Annotated in this window: 19 protein-coding genes; 10 read left to right on the top strand and 9 right to left on the bottom strand. The window is 55.8% G+C overall.

Annotated features, from left to right (window positions below; all coding sequences use genetic code 11):
• Positions 1–23 precede the first annotated feature (23 nt).
• Genes LG297_RS19550 through LG297_RS19540 form a run of 3 tightly spaced genes read left to right on the top strand, consistent with a single transcriptional unit; the run spans position 24 to position 2450 of the window.
• Positions 24–869, top strand: coding sequence for an ABC transporter permease (locus LG297_RS19550; RefSeq protein WP_223304904.1), 846 nt, complete (start codon positions 24–26; stop codon positions 867–869).
• Between the two features lies 1 nt (position 870).
• Positions 871–1698, top strand: a complete 828-nt coding sequence (locus LG297_RS19545) for an ABC transporter permease (RefSeq protein ID WP_404423267.1) — start codon at positions 871–873, stop codon at positions 1696–1698.
• A complete protein-coding gene (locus LG297_RS19540; RefSeq protein WP_404423265.1) occupies positions 1695–2450 on the top strand; it encodes an aspartate/glutamate racemase family protein in 756 nt (251 codons plus the stop codon). Before LG297_RS19545 ends, LG297_RS19540 begins: the two co-directional genes overlap by 4 nt.
• 19 nt (positions 2451–2469) lie before the next feature.
• Here LG297_RS19540 and LG297_RS19535 read toward each other — a convergent pair whose 3' ends face one another.
• Complete coding sequence (locus LG297_RS19535; protein WP_404423263.1) at positions 2470–3141, bottom strand: FadR/GntR family transcriptional regulator; 672 nt, start codon at positions 3139–3141, stop codon at positions 2470–2472.
• A gap of 116 nt (positions 3142–3257) precedes the next feature.
• Positions 3258–4091: a sulfite exporter TauE/SafE family protein gene (locus LG297_RS19530; protein ID WP_404423261.1), complete on the bottom strand. Its 834-nt coding sequence runs from the start codon at positions 4089–4091 to the stop codon at positions 3258–3260.
• A 238-nt stretch (positions 4092–4329) separates the two neighbouring features.
• Here LG297_RS19530 and LG297_RS19525 point away from each other — a divergent pair, with 238 nt between their 5' ends.
• The 7 genes from LG297_RS19525 (at position 4330) to LG297_RS19495 (ending at position 13931) form a co-directional block, all read left to right on the top strand.
• The gene (locus tag LG297_RS19525; RefSeq protein WP_404423259.1) at positions 4330–5274 is read left to right on the top strand and encodes a tripartite tricarboxylate transporter substrate binding protein; all 945 of its coding nucleotides are present in this window, start codon (positions 4330–4332) and stop codon (positions 5272–5274) included.
• Complete coding sequence (locus LG297_RS19520) at positions 5271–5822, top strand: tripartite tricarboxylate transporter TctB family protein (protein ID WP_404423257.1); 552 nt, start codon at positions 5271–5273, stop codon at positions 5820–5822. Before LG297_RS19525 ends, LG297_RS19520 begins: the two co-directional genes overlap by 4 nt.
• Before the next feature lie 17 nt (positions 5823–5839).
• The gene (locus LG297_RS19515; protein ID WP_404423255.1) at positions 5840–7369 is read left to right on the top strand and encodes a tripartite tricarboxylate transporter permease; all 1530 of its coding nucleotides are present in this window, start codon (positions 5840–5842) and stop codon (positions 7367–7369) included.
• A gap of 9 nt (positions 7370–7378) precedes the next feature.
• Complete coding sequence (locus LG297_RS19510; protein ID WP_404423253.1) at positions 7379–8977, top strand: gamma-glutamyltransferase family protein; 1599 nt, start codon at positions 7379–7381, stop codon at positions 8975–8977.
• 337 nt (positions 8978–9314) lie between these two features.
• Complete coding sequence (locus LG297_RS19505) at positions 9315–11141, top strand: glucan biosynthesis protein (protein WP_404423251.1); 1827 nt, start codon at positions 9315–9317, stop codon at positions 11139–11141.
• A 74-nt stretch (positions 11142–11215) separates the two neighbouring features.
• A complete protein-coding gene (gene mdoH / locus LG297_RS19500) occupies positions 11216–13309 on the top strand; it encodes a glucans biosynthesis glucosyltransferase MdoH (RefSeq protein WP_404423249.1) in 2094 nt (697 codons plus the stop codon).
• Between the two features lie 139 nt (positions 13310–13448).
• Positions 13449–13931, top strand: a complete 483-nt coding sequence (locus LG297_RS19495) for a hypothetical protein (protein WP_404423247.1) — start codon at positions 13449–13451, stop codon at positions 13929–13931.
• Positions 13932–14154: 223 nt separating this feature from the next.
• Here the strand turns inward: LG297_RS19495 and LG297_RS19490 are convergent, their stop codons facing one another.
• From LG297_RS19490 to LG297_RS19460, 7 genes are read right to left on the bottom strand one after another with little or no spacing between them, the layout of a single operon-like run.
• Entirely contained in the window at positions 14155–15048 is an 894-nt protein-coding gene (locus LG297_RS19490) for an SDR family oxidoreductase (RefSeq protein ID WP_404423245.1), read from the bottom strand.
• A gap of 25 nt (positions 15049–15073) precedes the next feature.
• Positions 15074–15880, bottom strand: a complete 807-nt coding sequence (locus LG297_RS19485; protein ID WP_404423243.1) for an enoyl-CoA hydratase — start codon at positions 15878–15880, stop codon at positions 15074–15076.
• Between the two features lie 36 nt (positions 15881–15916).
• Positions 15917–16447, bottom strand: a complete 531-nt coding sequence (locus LG297_RS19480; protein WP_404423241.1) for an acyl-CoA thioesterase — start codon at positions 16445–16447, stop codon at positions 15917–15919.
• A gap of 55 nt (positions 16448–16502) precedes the next feature.
• Positions 16503–18287, bottom strand: a complete 1785-nt coding sequence (locus LG297_RS19475; RefSeq protein WP_404423239.1) for an acyl-CoA dehydrogenase C-terminal domain-containing protein — start codon at positions 18285–18287, stop codon at positions 16503–16505.
• Positions 18288–18305: 18 nt separating this feature from the next.
• Complete coding sequence (locus LG297_RS19470; RefSeq protein ID WP_404423237.1) at positions 18306–20633, bottom strand: 3-hydroxyacyl-CoA dehydrogenase NAD-binding domain-containing protein; 2328 nt, start codon at positions 20631–20633, stop codon at positions 18306–18308.
• Entirely contained in the window at positions 20633–21769 is a 1137-nt protein-coding gene (locus LG297_RS19465; protein ID WP_404423235.1) for a thiolase family protein, read from the bottom strand. The genes LG297_RS19470 and LG297_RS19465 overlap by 1 nt, the downstream gene beginning before the upstream one ends.
• Positions 21770–21816: 47 nt before the next feature.
• Entirely contained in the window at positions 21817–22221 is a 405-nt protein-coding gene (locus tag LG297_RS19460) for a MerR family DNA-binding transcriptional regulator (protein WP_404423233.1), read from the bottom strand.
• Positions 22222–22281 lie beyond the last annotated feature (60 nt).

Raw genomic sequence — 22281 nt, 5'->3', positions numbered from 1 at the left:
AAGGGCAGACAATGGCGTTTGATATGTCCAAACGATCGTCCTATTTCCTGATCTCGCCGATGGCGCTGATCTTTGCGATCTTTCTGGTCGTGCCGTTGCTGACGATTATTGTCGTCAGTTTCTGGGATTATGACGAATACCGCATTCTGCCCGACTTCATTTTTGAGAATTACAAATATCTGCTGGGGTCATCGGTGACCTGGCAGATTTACCTTAATACATTCAAATATGCCGCACTTACCTGGGGCTTTACGCTTCTGATCGGGTTTACGGTCGCCTATTTCCTGGCGTTTCATGTGCGCAGCCTGACATGGCAGATTGTCCTGTTCATGTTGTGCACGATCCCGTTCTGGACGTCGAACATCATTCGCATGATTTCGTGGATTCCGTTTCTGGGGCGCAACGGGCTTTTGAATTCGGCCCTGATGGGGCTGGGTATTGTGGATGAACCGCTTGAATTCCTGCTGTTTTCGGATTTTGCGGTCGTTCTGGCGGATGTGCATCTTTACACCCTGTTCATGGTCGTGCCGATTTTCAATTCGATGATGCGCATTGACCGGTCCCTGATCGAGGCGGCCCGTGATGCCGGGGCATCGGGGTTTGAAACCCTGCGCCACGTCATTGTGCCGCTATCGAAGCCCGGCATTGCAATCGGGTCGATCTTTGTCATCACGGTCGTGATGGGCGATTTCATCACGGTGCGCTTGATGAGCGGCGGGCAGAGTGCGTCGGTCGGGCTTCAGATTTCCAATGAAATCGGGTTGCTGCAATATCCGGCGGCGGCGGCCAGTGCGGTGGTTCTTCTGGTGACCGTGCTTTTGATTGTGACGGCCTTGCTTCGCATGGTCGATATCAGGAAGGAGCTTTGAGATGGCGAAGACCCGCGAAAAACGCCCGACAAGCTTCTATTTTCTGGCGGCCTTCTTTACGCTGTTTGTGCTGTTCCTGTATGGGCCGATGCTGACGATCTTTATCCTGTCGTTTCAGGGTGAGAATGGCGGTTTGACCTTCCCGATGAATGGGTTTTCGGTTCATTGGTTCGGCAATCTGTTTGAACAGCAGGCGGTCGGGGATTTTGGCGGTTCGTTCCTGCGGTCGCTCAAGCTTGGCCTGATTGTCATGGTGGTGACGGTTCTGGTGTCCTTCATGGCGGGGCTTGCGTTTCGCAAGCGGTTCAAGGGTGACAGCGTGATTTTCTATCTGGCGATTGCCAGTCTGATCGTGCCGTCGATCCTGATTTCGCTTGGCATCGGATTGCTGTTCAATATCGTGAGCTGGCAACCGCAATGGTTTACATCGGCCCTTGGGGCGCATCTGACATGGACCTTCCCGTTCGGGCTTCTGATCATGTTTGCGGTGTTCAACCGGTTTGATCCGTCCTTTGAGGAAGCGGCGCGTGATCTGGGCGCAAGCAGTTGGCAGACCATCTGGCATATTGTCCTGCCGATGGTGGCACCCAGCCTGATCGGTGTGGCGATGTTTTCCTTTACCCTGTCCTATGACGAGTTTGCCCGGACCCTGATGACGGCGGGGGCACATAATACGCTGCCGCTTGAGATTTACGGGATGACAACCAACGTGACGACGCCAGTACTTTATGCGCTGGGGACGGTGACGACCGGTTTCTCGTTTGTGGTGATCGCCATTGCGCTTGGTTCGGTCCTGATCCTGCGTCGTCGCAGGGGGCAGCAGGTATGACCCGGATCGCGGTTATCAATCCCAATATGTCGGTCGGATTTACCGAAAAGGTTGGTGCCCAGGCGCGCCGTATTGTCGCACCCGGTACCGAGGTTGTGGCCCTTAATCCGCAATTCGGCCCGGCCAGTATCGAGGGCTATTATGACGAGGCATTCGCCAGCGTCGGGTTGCTTGCCGCGATGCGCGGGCTTGAGGCAGACGGGGCTTCGGGCGGGAAGGTCAGCGGATATGTCGTGGCGTGTTTTGATGATACCGGTGTTGATGCGGCGCGCTGCCTGACCAGGGCACCAGTGATGGGCTTGTGCGAGGCGGCCCTTCGGTTTGCGGCCATTGTCGCATCGCGCTTTGCCATCGTCACCCCGATGGCGGTATCGGTGCGCCCGCTTGAACATCTGGTGTCGAAATATGGGGCATCATCGCAATGTGTGGTGCGGGCGGCGGGTGTCCGGACACTGGATTTCGAGGGGGAAAATGCGGGTATGGCGTATCTGGCGCTGAAAACAGCGGCGGAAAACTGCCTTGCCGAAGATGGTGCCGAGGCGATTGTGCTGGGCTGTGCCGGGATGACGGATATTGCTGATCGTTTGCAGGCCGAACTTGGTGTGCCGGTGATTGACGGGGTCAGTGCGGCGGTCAAGCTGATTGAGGCGATGGGGGGGCTTGGGCTTCAGACCAGCAAGGCGGGGGCGTATGCCAGCCCGCCAGCCAAATCCTATGACGGGATATTTGCCGCATTTGCCCCGGTGGCGTGATCGGTCGCCGGATTTCCGGTCAGATTTGTTTCAAGGCCTGTTCGACCTGAACCAGATGACGGCGCATGGCGTCTTCTGCGCGTTTGGGATCGCGCTGTTCTATGGCGTCGACGATCTCGCGATGCTGGGCGCTCAGATCATTGATCAGGCGATCCGAATGGCTGCTTTCGCGCATGCGGGCCCATGCGGCTTCGCGCCTGACGGCACTTACGGCCTCGAACACTGCCAGAAACAGGGTGTTGCGGACACTTTCGGCCAGTTTCTGATGAAATGCTGCATCCCATTTTTCATATTCGCCCTGATTCTGGGCCTTGGCGGCGTTTTCGATCATGATGCGCATGGTGTCGATATCGGCCTGTGAGGCGCGCAGGGCGGCAAACCGGGCCATCGAGGGCTCGATCTCCTGCCGGACTTCCATGATTTCAAAGGGGCTTGTTCGGGTGGCCAGTCCTTCAAGCTTGCGCAGGCGGGGTGTGGGCGGGGTTCCGACAAAGGTGCCCTGACCCTGACGACGCCAGATCAGGCCGTCGGCTTCGAGCTGATCCAATGCCTTGCGCAGCGCGCGGCGCCCGACATCAAGCTGTTCGGCCAGTTCGCGTTCGGCGATGACGCGCCCGTCCTTGACGAATTCTCCCGCGGCAAAGCTTGTTCTCAGCTTTTCTGCCAGCCCCTGGGTTGCTATGTCATTCATGGCGTTTTTTATCGTTATCTGGACGTTTAAAGCTAATCGTCTGTTCCAAACCGTTGCCCGCGTGTTGCACCCTTGCGGTTTCATCAGCCCGGAACAGCATCAATCCCAATCAGATATCAGGAAATCAGATCATAGAACATGCGCAATGAGGTTATGGCCAGAAACAGGCCAAAACAGATGCGCAGCGTCCGCCGCGGGATGGAATGCGCGATGCGCGCGCCAACCGGTGCGAAAAGAACCGTCATCGGGATCAGCAGGGCCGCGGCCAAGACGTTGACATATCCGAGTGAAAAGGGCGGACGCCCGTCAACACCAATGCCGGACATCGCATAGCCGATGGTGCCGGGCAGGGCGATGATCAGGCCGATTGCGGCCGACGTGCCCACCGCGCGGCGGATGTCATATCCAAGGAAGCTGAGCACCGGCACGCAGATCGTGCCGCCACCGATGCCCATCATGGCCGACAGGCTGCCTGCGATGACGCCAAGAACGGCCCAGACGGATTTGGGCGGGTTTTTCTGGGTATCGGTTTCGCGATCGCGCGCCAGCATCATATTGGCGGCCACCAGCAGGGCAACGACGGCAAAAACAATGGTCAGAACGCGACCATCGGCAAAACCGCCAATCGCGGTGCCAATCAGGACACCGACGACAATTGCCGGTCCCCAATGCTTCAGCAGGGCGATATCGACCGATCCCTTTTTATAGTGGCTGCGGGTGGATGAAATCGCGGTGGCGATAATGGTTGTGAGCGAGGTGGCGACGGCGACCTGCATGCGCAGGCTTTCATCAACACCCATGGTGGTCAGGAAATGATACAGCACCGGGACAATAACGATGCCGCCGCCGACGCCCAGAAGCCCGGCCATGATGCCGCCAAGGATGCCGGCAAACAGCATTGCTGCACCCCACAGCAGGTACAGGCTCATGGTGCCTTCGATTTCAATCATAATGAACCAATCCAAACCAATAATGACTATCTAGGTGTATTGGTACTAACCCTGATCGGTCGTATTTGGCAAATGTTTTGCGCTGTTAATCAGCTTAATCTGGCAATTAATCAGGATTAACCAGATTTAATGGTTGCGAACCAAATGCAAGAATGCCAACAATATGACGACAAAATGAACAAACCAAATATTAATTGGTTCAGACTCAGGTATCAAATCTCATCAGGAGGCAGAACAGATGTTCCGCAAGATTGCCGTAGCCGCCGGTTTGATGGCCGCTGCCTTTGCCGCACCCGCGCAGGCGCAGAGCTATCCCGAGAAACCGATTGAATTCATCGTGCCGTGGGGACCGGGTGGCGGCAGTGATACGCTGATGCGTATCGTTGCCCAGGGCCTTACCGAAGAAACCGGACAGGCCGTACCGGTTATCAACATGCCCGGCGTGGGCGGCAATGTCGGCCTTGCCGAATTCGCCAAGCGCCCGGCAGATGGCTATACCATTTCGCAGATTCACGAAGGTCTTCTGGTATCGAACCAGACCGGGATTACCGAGCTTAACTGGGACAGCTTCATTCCGGTCGCCCTGGTGGCGTCATCGCCGCAATATCTGACGCTGTCGAAGAACGACAATTTTTCGAACTTTGAAGAACTGGTTGCCTATGCCAAGGCGCATCCGGGTGCCGTTCGCGCCGGTGTGACACTGGGCGGGATTCCGCATGTTCATATCGCAATGATCGAAGAAGCCATGGGCCTTCAGTTTTCCTATGTCGGTTACACCGATACCGGTGAGCGTATCCGTGCCCTGATGGGTGGCAACATCGATATCGCGATTGGCGACATTTCGTCGGCCAAGCAGTTCGTCGATAATGGTGATCTGATTTATGCCGCTGTTGGCACCGCGGAACGTACCGATGATGCACCTGATGTTCCGACGCTCAAGGAACTGGGTATGGATGCCGAACTGGTGATCACGCGCGGTGTGGTCCTGCCGAAAGGGACGCCGCAGGAAACCGTTGATGCGCTTGAAGCCCATATCGAAAAAGTCATGCAGCGCGAAGACGTGATCAAGCTGATGAAAAATGCCGGTGCCGATCCGGTGTTTTATGGTCAGGAAAAATACAGCGCCTATCTTGATAAGCTTAACGCGACCATCGCGAAGCTTGTAGGCAAGCTCGAAGGATGACCGTCAAGGTGACGGAGGCAGCAGCAGCGGATACAGGTGTATCCGCTGCTTCGCGCGCCCGCACCGAATTGGCGCGGCTGATCTCCTATATCGTTTTTGGTGGCGTTTCTGTTGTTCTGTCCTTGATGGCGGCAAGTTTGCCAACGTCACGCTGGGAACCGCTCGGGGCAGGCACGTTTCCCAAGCTTGTTTTTGCCCTGCTGGCCGGGCTTTGCCTGATCGCGGCGATTCGTTCGATTATCGAAATCGTGCGGGCGGGTGGGCTTGCGGGTGTGGGTGCCGCCTTTAGCCAGTGGCTTTATGTGCGTCGGGTATCCATCGGTCTGTTTGTGCTGTTTGCGGTTTATCTTGGTGTCATGCCGTGGACCGGGTTCTCGCTTGCGAGTTTTGTCTTTCTGCTGATTGCGCAGTTGATGATCGCGGGTGTTTCCCGACGAACCGTCATTCAGTCCATCATCGCCGCCCTGATTTTTTCGGTCGGGTTGAACCTGCTGTTTGCAGAAGTTTTCAATGTGTTCTTACCGCGCGGCGTTTTGTTCGCGGGTTAGGCGGGAAAGTTTAAATTATGCTGGATGCGTTTCTTGCCGGGGCCCATCAGGTATTTGCCTTTGATACCCTGACATACATGCTGATCGGGTCGGTTGCCGGGATTATTGCCGCGGCCATCCCCGGTTTTACCGTGACAATGGCAATCATTCTGACCCTGCCGCTGACCTTTGCGATGGAGCCGTTGCAGGGGGTGTCGGTGATGCTGTCGGTTTATGTCGGTGGGTACACCGGCGGCCTGATCAGTGCGGCCCTTTTGGGGATTCCCGGAACACCAAGTTCGGTTGCCACGACCTTTGATGCCTTTCCGATGGCACGCAAGGGGGAGCCGGGCCGGGCGCTGTCACTTGGGATATGGGCGTCGTTCTTCGGGACCGTGATTTCGACCATCGTTCTGATCGTTGCCGCCCCGCCGCTAGCCCTGATTGCGGTCAAGCTGGGTCCGTGGGAATATTTTGCGCTGATCGTCTTTGCGCTGACGATTGTTGCCAGCCTTGTCGGGAATTCGTTAATCCGTGGTTTGATCGCGGGCGTCATTGGCCTTGGCATTGCGACCATCGGCCCGGACCCGATGATGGGCAAATCGCGCCTGACCTTTGACACCGATCTTTTGATGCCGGGCTTGCCCTTCCTTGTGGTGCTGATTGGTATTTTCGCGATCAGCCAGCTTCTGAGCGAAGTGGAAATTCATGGCAAGAAGGCCAATCAGGCGCTGATCCCCGATGTCATTGACTTCAAGACATGGAAAGTCATGCGCGAAGTGCTGATGGCACCGGTCAATCTGGTGCGGTCTTCGATGATCGGGGTTTTGATTGGTGCCCTGCCGGGTGCGGGTGGATCCATCGCCAATCTGCTGGCCTATGATCAGGCCAAACGCAGTTCGAAAAACCCGGAAAAATTTGGCGAAGGCTGTGCCGATGGTGTCGTCGCGTCAGAGGCAGGGAATTCTGCCACGGCGGGTGGTGGTCTGATCCCGATGATTGCGTTGGGCATTCCGGGGTCTGCGGTGGATGCCATTCTGATGGCGTCGCTTATGGTGCATGGCATTTCGGTCGGTCCGCGTCTGATCATGGATCATGCCGATCTGGCCTATGGCATGTTCATTGCCATGATTGTTTCAAGCCTGATGATGCTGGTGGTGTGTGTGGCTTCCATGCGCCTGTTCCTGCGGGTGACCGACATTCCCAAACAGTTCATCGTGCCGACCGTCATCATTTGCTGCGTTATTGGGGCGTTCGCGCTTAATAACCGTGTGACGGACCTGTATCTTCTGGGGATGATCGGTCTGGCTGGCTATGGCCTCAAAAGCCTTGATTATCCGCTGGCACCGCTGGTGCTGGGCGTGATCCTGGGGCCGATTGCCGAAACCAATTTGCGCCGCGCATTGATGAGTGATCCGGATTGGACAACCTTCTTTACCCGACCGATTTCAGCCGTTCTTTTGGCGGCGGCGTTGCTGTCGGTTATCTTCAGTGTCCGTTCCATCCTTAAAATGCGCAAAAAGAACCGTCCCGCCACCGATGAACAGGACGGCGATCAAGCGAGTTAGGAGACTCCAATGAAACTTCGTCATGACGCGCTTTATGCCTCACGCCGCTCGCCGGTGCTTGCGCGCAATGTTGTATCGACATCCCAGCCGTTGGCCGCACAGGCCGGTTTGCGCATGTTGCTGGCGGGGGGGAATGCGGCCGATGCCGCATTGGCGTCTGCCATTGCATTGACGGTGGTCGAACCGACGGGCAACGGGCTTGGTTCGGATGCCTATGCGATCATCTGGGATGGCAAGGAACTGCATGGGCTTAATTCATCGGGTCGTGCGCCTGCGGCATGGTCGCCGGAACGCTTTGCCGGGGCGGATGCCATGCCGCAGCGCGGCTGGGAATCGGTTACCGTACCGGGGGCGGTTTCGGCCTGGCGCGAGATTTCCGACAAGTTCGGCAAATTGCCGTTTGAAAAACTGTTCGAGCCAGCCATCGAATATGCCAGCCGTGGTTTTGCCGTGTCGCCGATCATCGCAACCCTTTGGGAAAAGGGCGGTGATCTTTTGGGCAAGCAGCCCGGCTTTGCCGAGGCATTCCTGCCCGGTGGCAAGGCACCTAAAGCAGGTGAATTGTTTGTCAATCGCGCGATTGCAGAAAGCCTGACGGATATCGCAGAGACCGGTGGCGAGAGTTTCTATCGCGGTCGGCTGGCGGCAAAAATTGCGGCTTTTGCCAAGGAAAATGGCGCGGTGCTTACCGAAGAGGACCTTGGAAATCATAAAACCGATTGGGTCGGAACGATTTCGCAAAGCTTTGGCAAGGTGAAGCTGCATGAAATCCCGCCAAACGGGCAGGGGATTTCAGCCCTGATTGCGCTGGGTATTTTGCGCCATACCAACATTGCCGATTATGCCCCGGACTCGGTCGAGGCCCTGCATCTTGAGATCGAGGCGATGAAGCTCGCCTTTGCGGATATGCATGAATATGTTGCCGATCTGGATCATATGCGTGATGTGACGGTCGAACATCTGCTGTCCGATGATTATCTGAAATCCCGTGCGGCATTGATTGATGCCAACAAGGCGCAGGATTTCAAGGCCGGTGCGCCGAAGCATGGCGGCACGGTCTATGTCACGGCGGCGGATGAAAGCGGCATGATGGTGTCGTTCATCCAGTCGAACTATATGGGTTTCGGGTCCGGTGTTGTTGTGCCGGGCACATCAATCAGCATGCAGAACCGTGGTTTCGGTTTCACCTTGAAAGACGGTCATCCCAATCAGGTGGCAGGCGGAAAACGCCCGTTCCAGACAATCATTCCGGGCTTTTTGATGGGCGAAGACGGCAACCCGGTGATGAGCTTTGGCGTCATGGGCGGGCCCATGCAGTCACAGGGCCATTTGCAGATGACGCTTCGGACCCAGCTTTGGGGGCAGGACCCGCAAACGGCGGTGGATGCACCGCGCTGGCAGGCGCTTTCCGGGCTTGAGGTTGCTGTTGAGGCCTCGGTCGGGGCTGATGTGATCGATGCCCTGAAAGCCAAGGGGCATGCGATCAAGGTTGAGGCCCCGGACAGCACCAATTTCGGTTTTGGTGGTGCGCAGCTTATTGCGAAAACCGATGCCGGTTATGTCGCAGGCTCTGATCCGCGCAAGGATGGCTGTGCGGTCGGATATTAATCTTCCTATCCTGATTCAGATGAGCTCCTCTTAATTCATCTGACGAAAAGGCCGGTCATTTATTTGACCGGCCTTTTCTTATGCAAATCCGGTATTTTGATCTGCTAATGTTTTTCTGTTCGTCAAGATGGAAATCACCGCATTTCAGGGGGATACCCCATGCAAAAATGCTGCTTTGAGTCTGGGCCGGACAGGCGTAAAGACGCAAGATGCGGAATTTGAAATGTTGGCAGCATCGGATTCTTATCAAGATGCTGTCACATTGCTGCCCCGTTCTTTACGCAAAACATCTTTGGCGGGAAATTCGCCGATCGGTCGGGAAACTCAGACGGGAAATATGTACAGATTTCAAAAGCGTGTCACCAATGCCCCGGTTCATGCTCTGCTTGCGGTTGTGCTTGCAGGGTTTTTAACGTTAGGGGCGGGTGGATTTGCTCATGCGCAGGACTCTTCTGCAAACGAAACCCCGTCAAGTAAACAGTCCGATGTCGATGCGCCTGCGGATCGTGCGGAGACGGGGGATGAAAACGCGGAAGAAGCCTCGTCAGACGCATCATCACCAGATTCCGGACAATCGGGCACCGATATGCCCGAAGAGACCGTTATACCCGAAGAAAATGGTGAACCGATCACCAATAAGCCGCTTGAACCGATCATCGATGTTCCCGTTCTGGTGCCAAACACACAGGAAAAGACCGCGATTTCAATACCGGTAGCGTTTGAGTCGGAACAGGTGATCGAGCGTGCGCGCAATCTTGCAAAACAGCCGTTTGAGAACCCGCATCGCGATCTGCCCGAAGCCTTGGCCGGTCTGAGCCCGGAGAATTACGCGAAAATCCGTTTCAAGGCCGAGAAGGCATTTTTCAGTCAGGCAAATTCGGGTTTTGCGCTGGACCTTTATCATCCGGGCAACATGTATGATGTGCCCGTGGCGATCAACCTTGTTCGTGAAGGTCAGGTACAAGCTGTTCCTTATTCTGCGGGGTTGTTCGATTTCGGCGAAACCGGGTTGTCGGGCAATGATTTTTCGACCCAGGGCTATGCCGGTTTCCGGCTGCGTTATTCGCTTGGCGGTGCTGCGGGCAGTGACGAACTGGCGACCTTTCTTGGGGCCTCGTATTTTCGGATTATGGGGCGAAACCAGGTTAACGGGCAAATTGCGCGCGGTTTGACTTTGGACCTTGCCGGTCCGTCAGGCGAGGAAATCCCGGTATTTCGCGAATTCTGGATCGTTGCCCCCAAAGAGGGCGAGCGCAAAATCACGGTCTTTGCGTTGCTTGACAGTGTCAGGGTCACCGGTGCCTATCGGTTTGATATCCGCCCCGGCAGAAACAGTAAGGTCGATGTCAGCAGTACATTGTTCTTCCGGGATCGTGTTGAAAAAATAGGTTTGGCACCTTTAAACAGCATGTTCCTGTATGGGGAACAGAAGCGTCGCAATTTTGATGATTATCGCGGTGAAGTGCATTCCAGTGACGGGCTTCTGATCAATAATGGCAAGGGCGAATGGTTGTGGCGGCCGCTTGATAACCCCGACAATTTGCAAATCAGTTCATTCATTGACGAAAATCCGCGCGGTTTCGGGCTTTTGCAGCGGGACCGGAATTTTGATCATTATCAGGATCTGGATACCCGTTTCGATCAGCAGCCTGGCTATTGGGTGGCGCCAAAGGGCGACTGGGGCAAGGGGCATGTCGAATTGGTCGAAATTCCAAGTCCAAGCGAAAGCAACGACAATATCGTTGCTTTCTGGGTGCCTCAGGACAAGCCGGAAGCCGGGGCTGAGCTGAGCTTCGAATACCAGATTGCCGCAACACAGGATGGTGGCGATCTGCACAAGCTGTCGCAGGCGACAGATACACGTATCATGCAGGTTTCCTCAGACGGGGATGATGCCCAGACAGCGACCCGTTTCATCCTGAATTTCGCGGGTGAAGAACTTGAATATTATCTTGCCGATCTTGATAATCTGAAGGCGGATATCAGTGCTTCGAATGCCGAAATACGCAATATCAGGGTTATGAAGGACCCGGAAAATGGCGGGGTTCGGGTGGTGTTCGATCTGGTCGGTACCGGTGAGGCTGCCAGTTCGAATTTGCGTGCTTTCCTGCAATATGATGACCGGGTCCTTAGTGAGACCTGGACCATGCCCTGGGTTTTTTAATGCCGCGTTTTGGCCCAAAATCGCAAACTGAATTCAGGTAAAAGTAAAACCATATGAACCGGATTTCTGATCCCATGGCCGATAGTGCAGCCCAGAATGGTGTTAATGAGGATCATCTTGATCCAACCGTAAAGCTGTATGGTCCCGGTGTCGGATCGCGACGATTTTTCCTGTTTGGTGCGTCTATTTTTGCGACGGCCTATGCGGCGTGGCTGATGGCGGACGTTCTTGGTGCGGATCAGTTGACCATCATGGAAATGGTGGTGATTGCATTCTTTACGATCAACTTTGCCTGGATTTCAGTGTCCTTCTTTACCGGGATTGTCGGCATTTTCCTGCGTGGGTTCGGGCTGGATGCGATTACGCTGAAACGGTTGAAGCCGATTGTGCGCAAAGGGTCGCTCAGATCCAGGAATGTTGTTGTCATCCCGGTTTATAACGAAGATCCGGACCGTGTTTTTGCGGGCCTTCGGGCCAGTTATGAAAGTCTGGCCGCGACCGGCGAAATCGATGCGTTTGATTTCTTTGTTCTGTCCGATACCCGTGATCCCGATATCTGGATCGCCGAGGAAGTCGCATGGGCCAAGGCCTGTGCGGATTTGAAGGCGCGCGGCAAGATCTTCTTCCGCCGTCGTGCGGAAAATACCGAACGCAAATCGGGGAACCTTAAGGAATTCTGCGAAACCTATGCGACGCATTACGATCATATGATCGTTTTTGACGCCGACAGTGTGATGTCGGGCGAGGCCATGGTGAATATGGCCTATCTGATGGAAAACAATCCCGATGCCGGGATCATTCAGAGCCCGCCGCAGCCGACCGGCCGTCAGACCCTGTTTGCCCGTATCCTGCAATTCATTTCGCGCGTTCATGGCCCGACCATGTCGGCCGGTTTGTCATTCTGGTGCATGGGCAGTTCGAACTATTGGGGGCATAACGCGATCATTCGCGTGCAGGCCTTTATTGATTGCTGCGGGTTGCCTGTTCTGTCGGGCAAGCCGCCGATGGGCGGGCATATCCTGAGCCACGATTTTGTCGAGGCTGCCTTTATGCGCAAGGCAGGATGGCGTTGCTGGCTGATCCCGCAGCTTGAAGGCAGTTGGGAAGAATTGCCGCCGAACCTGATTGATTATGCGATCCGTGATCGCCGCTGGTGCCAGGGCAATATGCAGCATTTGCGGCTTCTGTTTGCGCCGGGGTTCAAGCCGCTTAGCCGTTTGCATTTCTTTATGGGGGTCATGAGCTTTGGCTCATCGCCGCTGTGGCTTTTGCTGTTGCTGTCTTCGACGATTGCAACCCTGCAGAACACGCAACTGACCTATAGCTTCTTTCCCAGCCAGTTCACGATGTTCCCGCAATGGCCGGTTGACCGGTCGTTCGAGATGCTGGTGTTGCTGGTCTTTACCATCGGTATGCTGGTGGTGCCCAAAATCATCTCGATCCTGATGGTTTGTTTCGGCCGTGATCGGAAGAAATACGGTGGGGTCATGGTGCTGGCGAGTGGTGTTCTTGAAACGCTGTATTCTGCATTGCAGGCACCGATCATGATGATGTTGCACGCACAGTTCGTGTTTTCGGTGCTGACCGGCAATCAGGTTGGCTGGGACGCACAGGAACGCGATGATACGGGGGTGCCGTTTAAGGCGGCACTTAAAACCCATCGGACGATCATCGTGATTGGCCTTATCTGGGGGGCGGTGGCGCTGTTTGTTGATACGGCGTTCTTCTGGTGGCTGTCGCCAATTCTGGCCGGTCTTGTTCTGGCACCGTGGCTGACGCACTGGTCAAGCAGCCTTGCCATCGGACGTGCCGCGCGTCGGATGAAGCTTTTTGTCACACCCGAAGAAACCGAATCACCGGAAGAACTTGCGACATTGGCGCGCCTGACGGCGGAAGCGCCGGATGAAGATGTCAAGGACGGGTTGCTGCGCCTGATCGAGGATCCGTTTGCCAACGCATTGCATTCGGCCCTTTTGCCCGCGCGTAAACCTGATCGTCGTACCCAGATCGAGATCGGGATCATCTATGAAAAGCTGGCCCGTTTGGGGGTCGAAAGCCTGACACGCGACGAGAAGCTCAAGATCCTGTCGTGGCCGGTCAAACCGCTTGACCAGATCATGGCGGGGAAAAAGGACGAAAATGCAAAGGTGCCTGCTAATTCGTCATAGTGCATTGATTTTCTTGCATGGGTCGCGCCACAAAAACGCCCCGATTTGATCAAAATATGCTGCGGTTTTTCGGTGATCATAATCCTTACCAAAGAGTTAATCATCGATTGTCGCCATTTAGCCCGAAGGGGCCATAAACATGACTGACCTGACCATCGCCTCCAAGGGGTTCTCTTACGCTGCTTTTGAATCTGCCGCTGTGACTCGTCTGATCGACGAGACCGCGCGTGCATGGTTGCGCTCGTTTAGCGTTGATAATCCGCAGGCCCATCAGCGTCTGGTGAACGAGCTGCGTACTGCGTTGCAGCAGGACTCCGTTGCGACAACGGAAAAAGAAAGCATGCAGGACATTCTTGATCAGGCGGCCCACGATGCCATCGCAAGCTGGTTTGCCGATCTGAGTGGCCAGAACAATTGTTTCGGGTCGTCGGGTTTTGCCATGATGCGTTGTGCTTTCCTGTCTGCAAACTATGACAAATCGTGGTCTGAAAGGTTTCTGGATCGCGAGCACAGCAACAATGATTTGGCGCTTGCCCTGTCGGTACAGATGATGTGCCCGACCCCTGCGCTTAAAAGTTGCGTGATGCCGCGCCAGTCGCTGGATCGCCGCGCCGCATCCTGAGAATTTAAAGATTTGCGCTGACTTGTCTTACACTCAACGTCATGCGCGCATTCCCGATAAAGCACCACCATAAAGGCGGTGCTTTGTTGTTTGTGCATCTGGCCAAAAAAGAACCCGCCCAAAGGGCGGGTCGAGTTCAGCGGGCGAGTGGGACCTGATCCCGATTGAAATCAGATCCCGATGACGTCAGGGCACACACTCCCCAACGCCGACGAAAAAGGGTTCAGGCGGCTTTGTGGGCCGCAGACAGTTTTTCAAGAAGCCGGGCGACCTTTGGGTCGTTTTTGCCGTTCCGGTCCAGTTCAAGGAAGAAATCCGGATAGGGGGCCTTGCCCGGTGTCAGGTTATATTGTTCGAAACCCGTGATCCCGATGGCTTCGAGCACGCTTTCATCGGTGAAGAATCCCCCCGTAACCTCGCGCGCAGGCGATGTCAGGATGGCGTGCGCGGCATCGGCAAGGATTTCGGGGGAACGCGCACGCCCCTGTTCAAGGCCGGGGATCATGTTAAGGGCGGCGGTTTCGATCACGGTGACGGGCCAAAGCGCGTTGACAGCGACACCTTCGTCTTCGAACTCCGCAGCAAGGCCCAGCGTCACAAGGCTCATGCCGTATTTTGAAATCGTATAGGCCGTGTGATTGGCAAACCATTGTGCCGACAGGTTGGGCGGGGGTGACATGGTCAGGATATGCGGGTTATCGGATTTCATCAGGTGCGGAAGGCAGGCTTGCGCACAGGCGAAACTGGCCCGCGTGTTGACCTGATACATCAGGTCAAACCGTTTCATCGGTGTTTGCAGGGTCGGGGTCAGATTGATCGCACTGGCATTGTTGATCAGGATGTCGATCCCGCCAAAGGCATCAACGGTTCTGGCGACGGCATCGGCGATCTGGTCTTCTTCGCGAATATCGGTTTTAAGGGCCAATGCCCTGCCACCCGCTTCCTCGATTTCGGCGGCGGCAGTATGAATGGTGCCGGGCAGTTTGGGATGGGGTTCATCGGTTTTGGCGATGATCGCGACATTTGCCCCGTCGCGTGCCGCACGCAATGCGATTGCCTTGCCGATGCCGCGCGATGCGCCGGTAATGAACAGTGTTTTGCCTGCAAGACTTGCCATGATTTTCTTCCCTGAATTTTCTTATTTATGATTTGCCAAATTGCGGGCTGCGCTTTTCGACAAAGGCGCTGACACCTTCGCGGAAGTCGTGGCTTCCGGCGCAATTTGTGAAAGCCCTGGCTTCCAGTTCCAATTGTTCGGTCAGATCATGTTCAAGCGCGGTATTGAGCAATGCCTTGGTTCGGGCAAGTGCATCGCGCGGGCCCGCGGCAAGGCGGGCGGCATATTTGGCCGTCTCTGATGCCAGCTGATCGGTGGGCACGACCTTGTTGACCAGGCCGCATTCGTGGGCATCGGTCGCGGTGAACCGGTCACCGAGCAGGGCAATTTCCTTGGCTTTCTTCATGCCGACAAGACGGGGCAGCGAATGGGTCGATCCGCCGTCCGGCGACGTGCCGATATGGATATAGGCCAGTGTGAAAACGGTTTCTTCGGCGGCAACCGCAAGGTCGCATGCATTCATCAGGCTGATGCCAAACCCGGCAACCGCCCCGTCAAGCTTTGCAATAACCGGACGGGGCAGGGCGGTGATGCGGATGATGATGTCATGGACACGGTTGATCATGGTTTCGATCTGGGGCCGGGATTCTTCCACCGGGTTTTGTGACAGACCGTAAAAGAACTTCACATCGCCGCCGGCCATGAAAGTGCCGCCTGATCCTTCGATAATGATCGCACCGATATGGGCAATGTCGGCCTCTATCCGGTCAAGCGCGTCGCCAAGGCCTTCGATCATGGATTGATCAAGCGCGTTCATCCGGTCCGGCCGGTTCAGGGTGATCGTCGCGATCTGATCGGTGATCGACAGCAGGACGGCATCATTTGAAGTCATGTGAATTCTCCCGCGGGTTTGCACCCGGTTGTTTTGTCAGGCGGCAAGCCTTGCCTCGATGGCTGTTTCCATGTCCGGCCAACCCGAAAGCCATTCCGGCATTATCGGTGACGTTTCATCTGCACCAATCAGACGGCAAATCTGTTTGGGCGGGACAATGCCATTGGGGCCGACAAACACGGCCTTTACGATGCCAAGCGCCAATGTCTTGTTTTCCGCGATAAAACGCTGCTCCAGATAGAAACCCTTTTCATCCCAATAAAGGGCCCGGGTTTCGAGTTTGAAGCGCTGAAACGGTTTGATTGCGCGCTTGAACCGCATGGTTGAGCCGGACACGACCGGCTGCCATTTGCGTTTGAACATCTGTCTGGCAATGCCGTTGCGCAGGATCAGTTCGGTTCGTCCCAGATCCATCAATGCGAAGTACCGCGAATTGGTCATATGGACATTGATATCCAGATCCAGTGGCCATGCGCGGAATGACAAGACAGACGAATCAAGCGGATGCAGGCCGGGCCGCAACCAGGACAAGACCAGCACACGGATCAGTCGGAAAATCAGATTCACGACAGGCTCCTTGTGCCAATGTTTGCCAGGTGATGGATGCGGCCCGATTGCATGATCAGAACAGATCCTCGTCCAGTTCCATCATGGTGCCGGACCCTGCCATCATCGCGCTGAAAAGTGCGCCGGACTGCGGCAGGATGCGTTCCATATAGAATTTGGCGGTGATCAGTTTCGCCTTATAGAAACCGTCCGGATCGTCGTCCTTTTTGGCAAGGGCGACTTCGGCCATGCGGGCCCACATATAGCCAACCGCGACAAGGCCAAACAGGCGCAGGAATTCGGTGGCCGCGGCCCCGGCTTCGTTCGGGTTTTTCATGCCGCGTTGGGCCAGTTCACCGGTTGCCTGCTGAAGACGCATAAAGGCCTTTGCCAGTGGCTGAACAAAATCGCCAAGCCCGTCCTTGGCGACGTTGGCTTCGATATATTCCTGCACCGGGTGGAAAAAGCGCCGAAGGTAACGTCCTGCCTTTGCCGGCATTTTACGCCCGACAAGGTCAAGCGCCTGAATGCCGTTGGTGCCTTCGTAAATCTGGGCGATGCGGGCGTCACGAACATATTGTTCCATGCCCCATTCCCGGATGTAACCGTGGCCGCCAAAGACCTGAACGCCAAGATTGGTGTTATCAAAGCCCCAGTCGGTGAACAGGGCCTTGACGATTGGCGTCATGAGCTGCACGAATTCGTCGGCTTCTTCGCGTTTGACCGGATCGGCGTGGTGTTTGGCGGTATCAAGCGCGCGCGCCACCCATATGCCCATCGCCCGGCATCCTTCGTTGGTCGCGCGTGCGGTCAGCAGCATCCGGCGCACATCGGGATGCACCAGCAGGGAGTCGGCGGGTTTGTCCGGGCTTTTGGGGCCGGTCAATGCCCGGCCTTGCAGGCGGTCACGGGCATAGGCCGCCGCCCCCTGATAGGCGGCTTCGCCCAGTCCAAGACCCTGAATGCCGACCGAAAGGCGTTCCTGGTTCATCATGGTGAACATGGCGGGCATGCCCTGATGCGGTTCACCGACCAGATAGCCGATTGCGCCGTCAAAATTCATGACACAGGTGGCGGATGCCTTGATGCCCATCTTGTGTTCGATCGACCCGCATTTAACCGCGTTGCGATCCCCAAGGGTTCCGTCGTCGCCAACCATGAATTTCGGCACAAGGAACAGGGAAATACCCTTGGTCCCCTTTGGCGCATCGGGCAGTTTTGCCAGAACCAGATGGATGATGTTTTCCGTCAGATCATGTTCCCCGGCGGAAATGAAAATCTTGGTGCCGGAAATGGCATAGGACCCGTCTTCACGCGGTTCGGCCCTGGTTTTGATGATGCCAAGATCGGTACCGCAATGCGGTTCGGTCAGGCACATGGTGCCAGCCCACGTGCCGTCGACCATTTTCGGAAGATATTTATCCTTCAGTTCGTCCGAGGCGTGGCTGTGGAGGGCGGCATAGGCACCAAAGGACAGGCCCGGATACATCCCGAAGGACAGGTTGGTCGAACAGATCATTTCCTCGACCAGGGCATTGATCGTTTTCGGTGCGCCCTGACCCCCATAGACGGGGTCGCAGGCAATACCGGTCCATCCGCCTTCGGCAAAGGTCTGATAGGCTTCTCTGAAGCCCTTGGGTGTGGTGACGACACCATCATCCCAATGACAGCCTTCCTCGTCACCCGAACGGTTGATCGGGAACAGGACTTCCTCGCAGACTTTTGCAGCTTCTTCGAGAACGGCATCGACGACGTCCGGGGTGAAATCCTCGCATCCGGGCATCTGGTTGATGTCGTTATAGTCAAACAGTTCGGTCAGGACGAAGCGCATGTCGCGCAGGGGTGCTTTATATTGGGCCATTTTTCTGTCCTCCTCGTCCTAGTTTCGCAACGGCTTGCCGGTCAGAAGCATATGTTCGACCCGGGCCATGGTGCCTTGGTTGCGGACCAGACGCATGAAGCCTTCGCGCTCCAGTTCCAGAATATCGTCTTCGGAAAGTTCTTCGGTTATATCGGTGTCACCACCGGCGAGAACCCTGGCAAGTTCACCTGCGACGACACGGTCGTAATCGGTGGCTTTGCCCAGGCGATAGAAACCATCAACCGCCATCTCGAAGGCAACCCGCGCACTTTCGCCGGGCAGGCGATAGGTGAATTCTTCGGGGGCTTCGTAATCCTCGACCATTGAAAGCGCGCGCGCCTTGGCATCGGCCAGCAGGCGGTTGCGGTTCATGGTGATGCCGTCAGCCTCGCGGAAGAACAGGTTTTCCTTGGCTTCCATCGCCGATTTGGCAACGGTTGCGACCGAGATGATCTCAAACGCCTTGGCACTGGGTGCCATCGGGCCCTTGGGGAATTTCGGGTTTTCGGACCAGCGACGGATCATTTCCTTGCACCCGCCCCAGGCCGGGATCAGACCAACACCGGGTTCGACCAGACCGATATAGGTTTCCCCGTGGGCCTGCACGGCATCACAATGCAGAAGGACCTCGCAGCCCCCGCCCAATGCCATGCCGCTGGGTGCGCCGACAACCGGGAAGGGCGAATATTTGAGGGCCTTGTAGGTTTCCTGTCCGGTTTCAACGAGGTTTTCAATTTCCGGCCACGCGGCGATATTGGCGGCAAACAGCGCCAGACCAAGGTTGGCCCCGGCGGAGAAATTGCTGCCTTCGTTATAGATCACCATTGCCTTGAACTGCTTTTTCACAGTCCGGATGGATGTCTTGATCATGCCAAGAACGTCGGCATCAAGGGCATTCATTTTGGTATGGAATTCAAGGCAGGCAACGCCGTCACCGATATCCCAAAGCGATGCGGCGCGGTTGCCGACGACCGGTTCAGCTTTGCGTTTGATGTCTTCGAGCAGAAGAACACCGTCCGGGCGGACGACCTTGGTGTATGTGCCATCAAAACCAAGGAAGAACAGCGTGCCGTCTTCGACCTTGTAGAATGATTTCCCGGCGGCCTTTTTGAGTAATGCCGGGACCTCGATACCATCCGTTTCAAGCATTGAAATCAGGGTATCAACCCCGATGGCATCCATCAGTTCGAACGGACCGGTTTTCCACGCATAGCCAAGTTTCATCGCGTCATCGACATCGACAATCGAATTGGCGGCTTCTTCGGCGATGAAGGCGGCATAGGCAAGGGTTTTGGCCATCACGGCACGGCCATAAAGGCCACCCTTGTCATTTGCTTCCATCATTTTGCGCGGGTCTTTGCCGGCAGAACGAACGCTTTCAAGGCGGGCTTTTTCCGATCTGGCGAATTCGCCGGTCTGAAGATTGACGGATTCCTTGACCTTTTCGCCCCCTTCGCGGTTCAGACGGTAAAAGCCGCCCTTGCCCTTGCGACCGGTATAGCCATCCGCGATCAGTTTTCCGACCAGATCGCTTTCGCGGTAAATTGCGTGGAACGGATCGGATTTATCAAGGCTACCGGCCATGCTGGATTGCACATGGGGCATCAAATCCAGACCCACCAGATCCATCAGGCCAAAGACACCGGTTTTGGGAATACCGAACGGGCGACCGATGACGCTGTCGGCTTCTTCAACGGTAAGTCCCCGATCCATGGCTTCGACCATGGCGGCCTGAATCCAGTAGACACCAAGGCGGTTGGCGATAAAGCCCGGCTTGTCATGGCAGATGACACAGGTCTTGCCCAGTTTATGATCGGCGAATTTCGCGACCATATCGATGACACCGTTTCGGGTGACGTCCGAGCCAACCAGTTCCAGCAAACGCATATAGCGCGGCGGGTTGAAGAAATGCGTGATGATGAAATCCTGCGCAAATCCGTCACCCATGCCATTGATCAGTGTGGCAAGCGGAATGGTCGAGGTGTTTGACGAGACAACGGAGCCCTTGGCGCGAATCGCATCAATTTTGCGGTACAGATCCTGCTTGATATCAAGGCGTTCGATGACGGCCTCGATGATCCAGTCACATTTGGCCAGCTTATCAAGGTCGTCCTCGATATTGCCACACGTGATCAGCTTTGCCACACGTTTGGACATGAACGGGGCCGGATCGGTTTTCAGCATCTTGGCAACCGCGCCTTCGGCAATCGCGTTGCGGTTTTTTGATCCTTCGGGAACGATATCAAGCAACAGAACGGGCGTGCCCGAGTTGGCGATATGGGCGGCAATCCCAGCGCCCATAACACCGGCGCCGATAACGGCGACCTGTTTGATGTCTTGGGTCATTACATCGCCTCCAGAATGGTCGCGATCCCCTGACCCCCGCCAATACATTGCGAGGCAAGCGCGTATTTGCCGCCTTCGCGTTTCAGAAGGGCGGCGGCTTTACCAACGATACGCGCCCCCGTTGCCCCCAGCGGATGCCCGATAGCCAGTGCGCCGCCATCGATATTGACGGTTTTGATATCCAGACCAAGGTCGGAAATGCTGGCGATTGCCTGTGATGAAAAGGCTTCGTTCAGTTCAACGACATTCAGGTCGGAAGCCTTGATACCAGCACGTGCCAGCGCCTTTTTCGATGCGCCAACCGGCCCGATTCCCATAATTTCCGGCAGGCACCCGTCAACCGCGACGGATTTGATCCGTGCCAGCGGGGTCAGGCCGTGTTTCCTGGCATATTCCTCGGAGCAGACCAGAACGGCCGATGCGCCATCGGTCAGCGGCGAAGATGTTCCGGCGGTCACAACGCCATCTGCCTTGAAGGCCGGTTTCAGATCGGCCAGACCTTCGGCTGTGGTGTCGCCGCGAATGCAGCCATCTTCGGCAATCGTGCCATCGGGGCCTTCTATCGGAATGATTTCGTCAACGAATTTACCGGCGGATTGTGCCGCAGCGGCCTTTTTGTGGCTTTCCACGGCAAAGGCTTCCTGATCGGCGCGCGAAAGATTGTATTTGGTTGCGACATTTTCCGCCGTGTCGCCCATGCCCATATATGCCTCGGGCATTTCCTTATACAGGGCCGGATTTGGCATCGGGTTGAAGCCCATCATCGGCACGCGCGACATACTTTCGATACCGGCACAGATGAAGGCATCACCGGCACCAATCGCGATTGCACCTGCTGCCTGATGGATTGATTGCATGGATGATCCGCAGAAACGGTTGACCGTGACACCGCCGACCGAACGGGGCAGACCGGCAAGGAAAGTGACCAGACGGGCGACGTTAAGCCCCTGTTCGCCTTCGGGGAAGGCACAGCCCAGAACGAGATCCTCGATCGTGTTGGGATCGATCCCGGTTTTATCCACCAGACCTTTGACAACCTGTGCAGCAAGATCGTCAGGACGGACCTTGGCAAGGGCACCTTTGCGTGCCGGGGTGAAAGGCGACCGGACATATCCGGCAATAACGGCATTGGTCATGGCGAAGTATTCCTTCCTGAGCTGTCAGCGATTCCGGAAAGCAATTGTTACGCTACCGGATCGAGTCCTTTTTCTTTCAGCGCATCAATCGATTGTTGTTCGATTTCGCGCAATTCGTCCAAAGTGACGTCCAGTGCCTGGCGTTGATCTTCCAGGGCTTCTATCCGTTCCCGAACCCGGGTCAGCAGCATCTTGATCTGCTCTGCCTGGGTGGGGTCTGCGCCATATAGATCCAGATAATCTGCAATCTCTTTCAGCGTGAAACCCAGCCTCTTGCCCCGCAGGATGATCAGCATTCTTGCCCTGTCCTGCCGGGTATAGACCCTTGTCGTGCCAGCGCGTTGCGGTGCTACGAGACCTTTTTGTTCGTAAAACCGGATGGTGCGTGGTGTGATCCCCAGATTTTCAGCCAGTTCGGGAACGGTATAAAACCGGTCGTCAATTTTCGTCATTTGATCGCCCTTATGGTATATATTTTTATCTTTACGTCAATTAGTTTACGTTAACGTCAC

Origin of the sequence: Thalassospira australica (assembly GCF_044790785.1) — a bacterium.
GTDB lineage: Bacteria > Pseudomonadota > Alphaproteobacteria > Rhodospirillales > Thalassospiraceae > Thalassospira > Thalassospira australica_A.
This window is presented reverse-complemented; position numbering and strand designations above follow the sequence as displayed.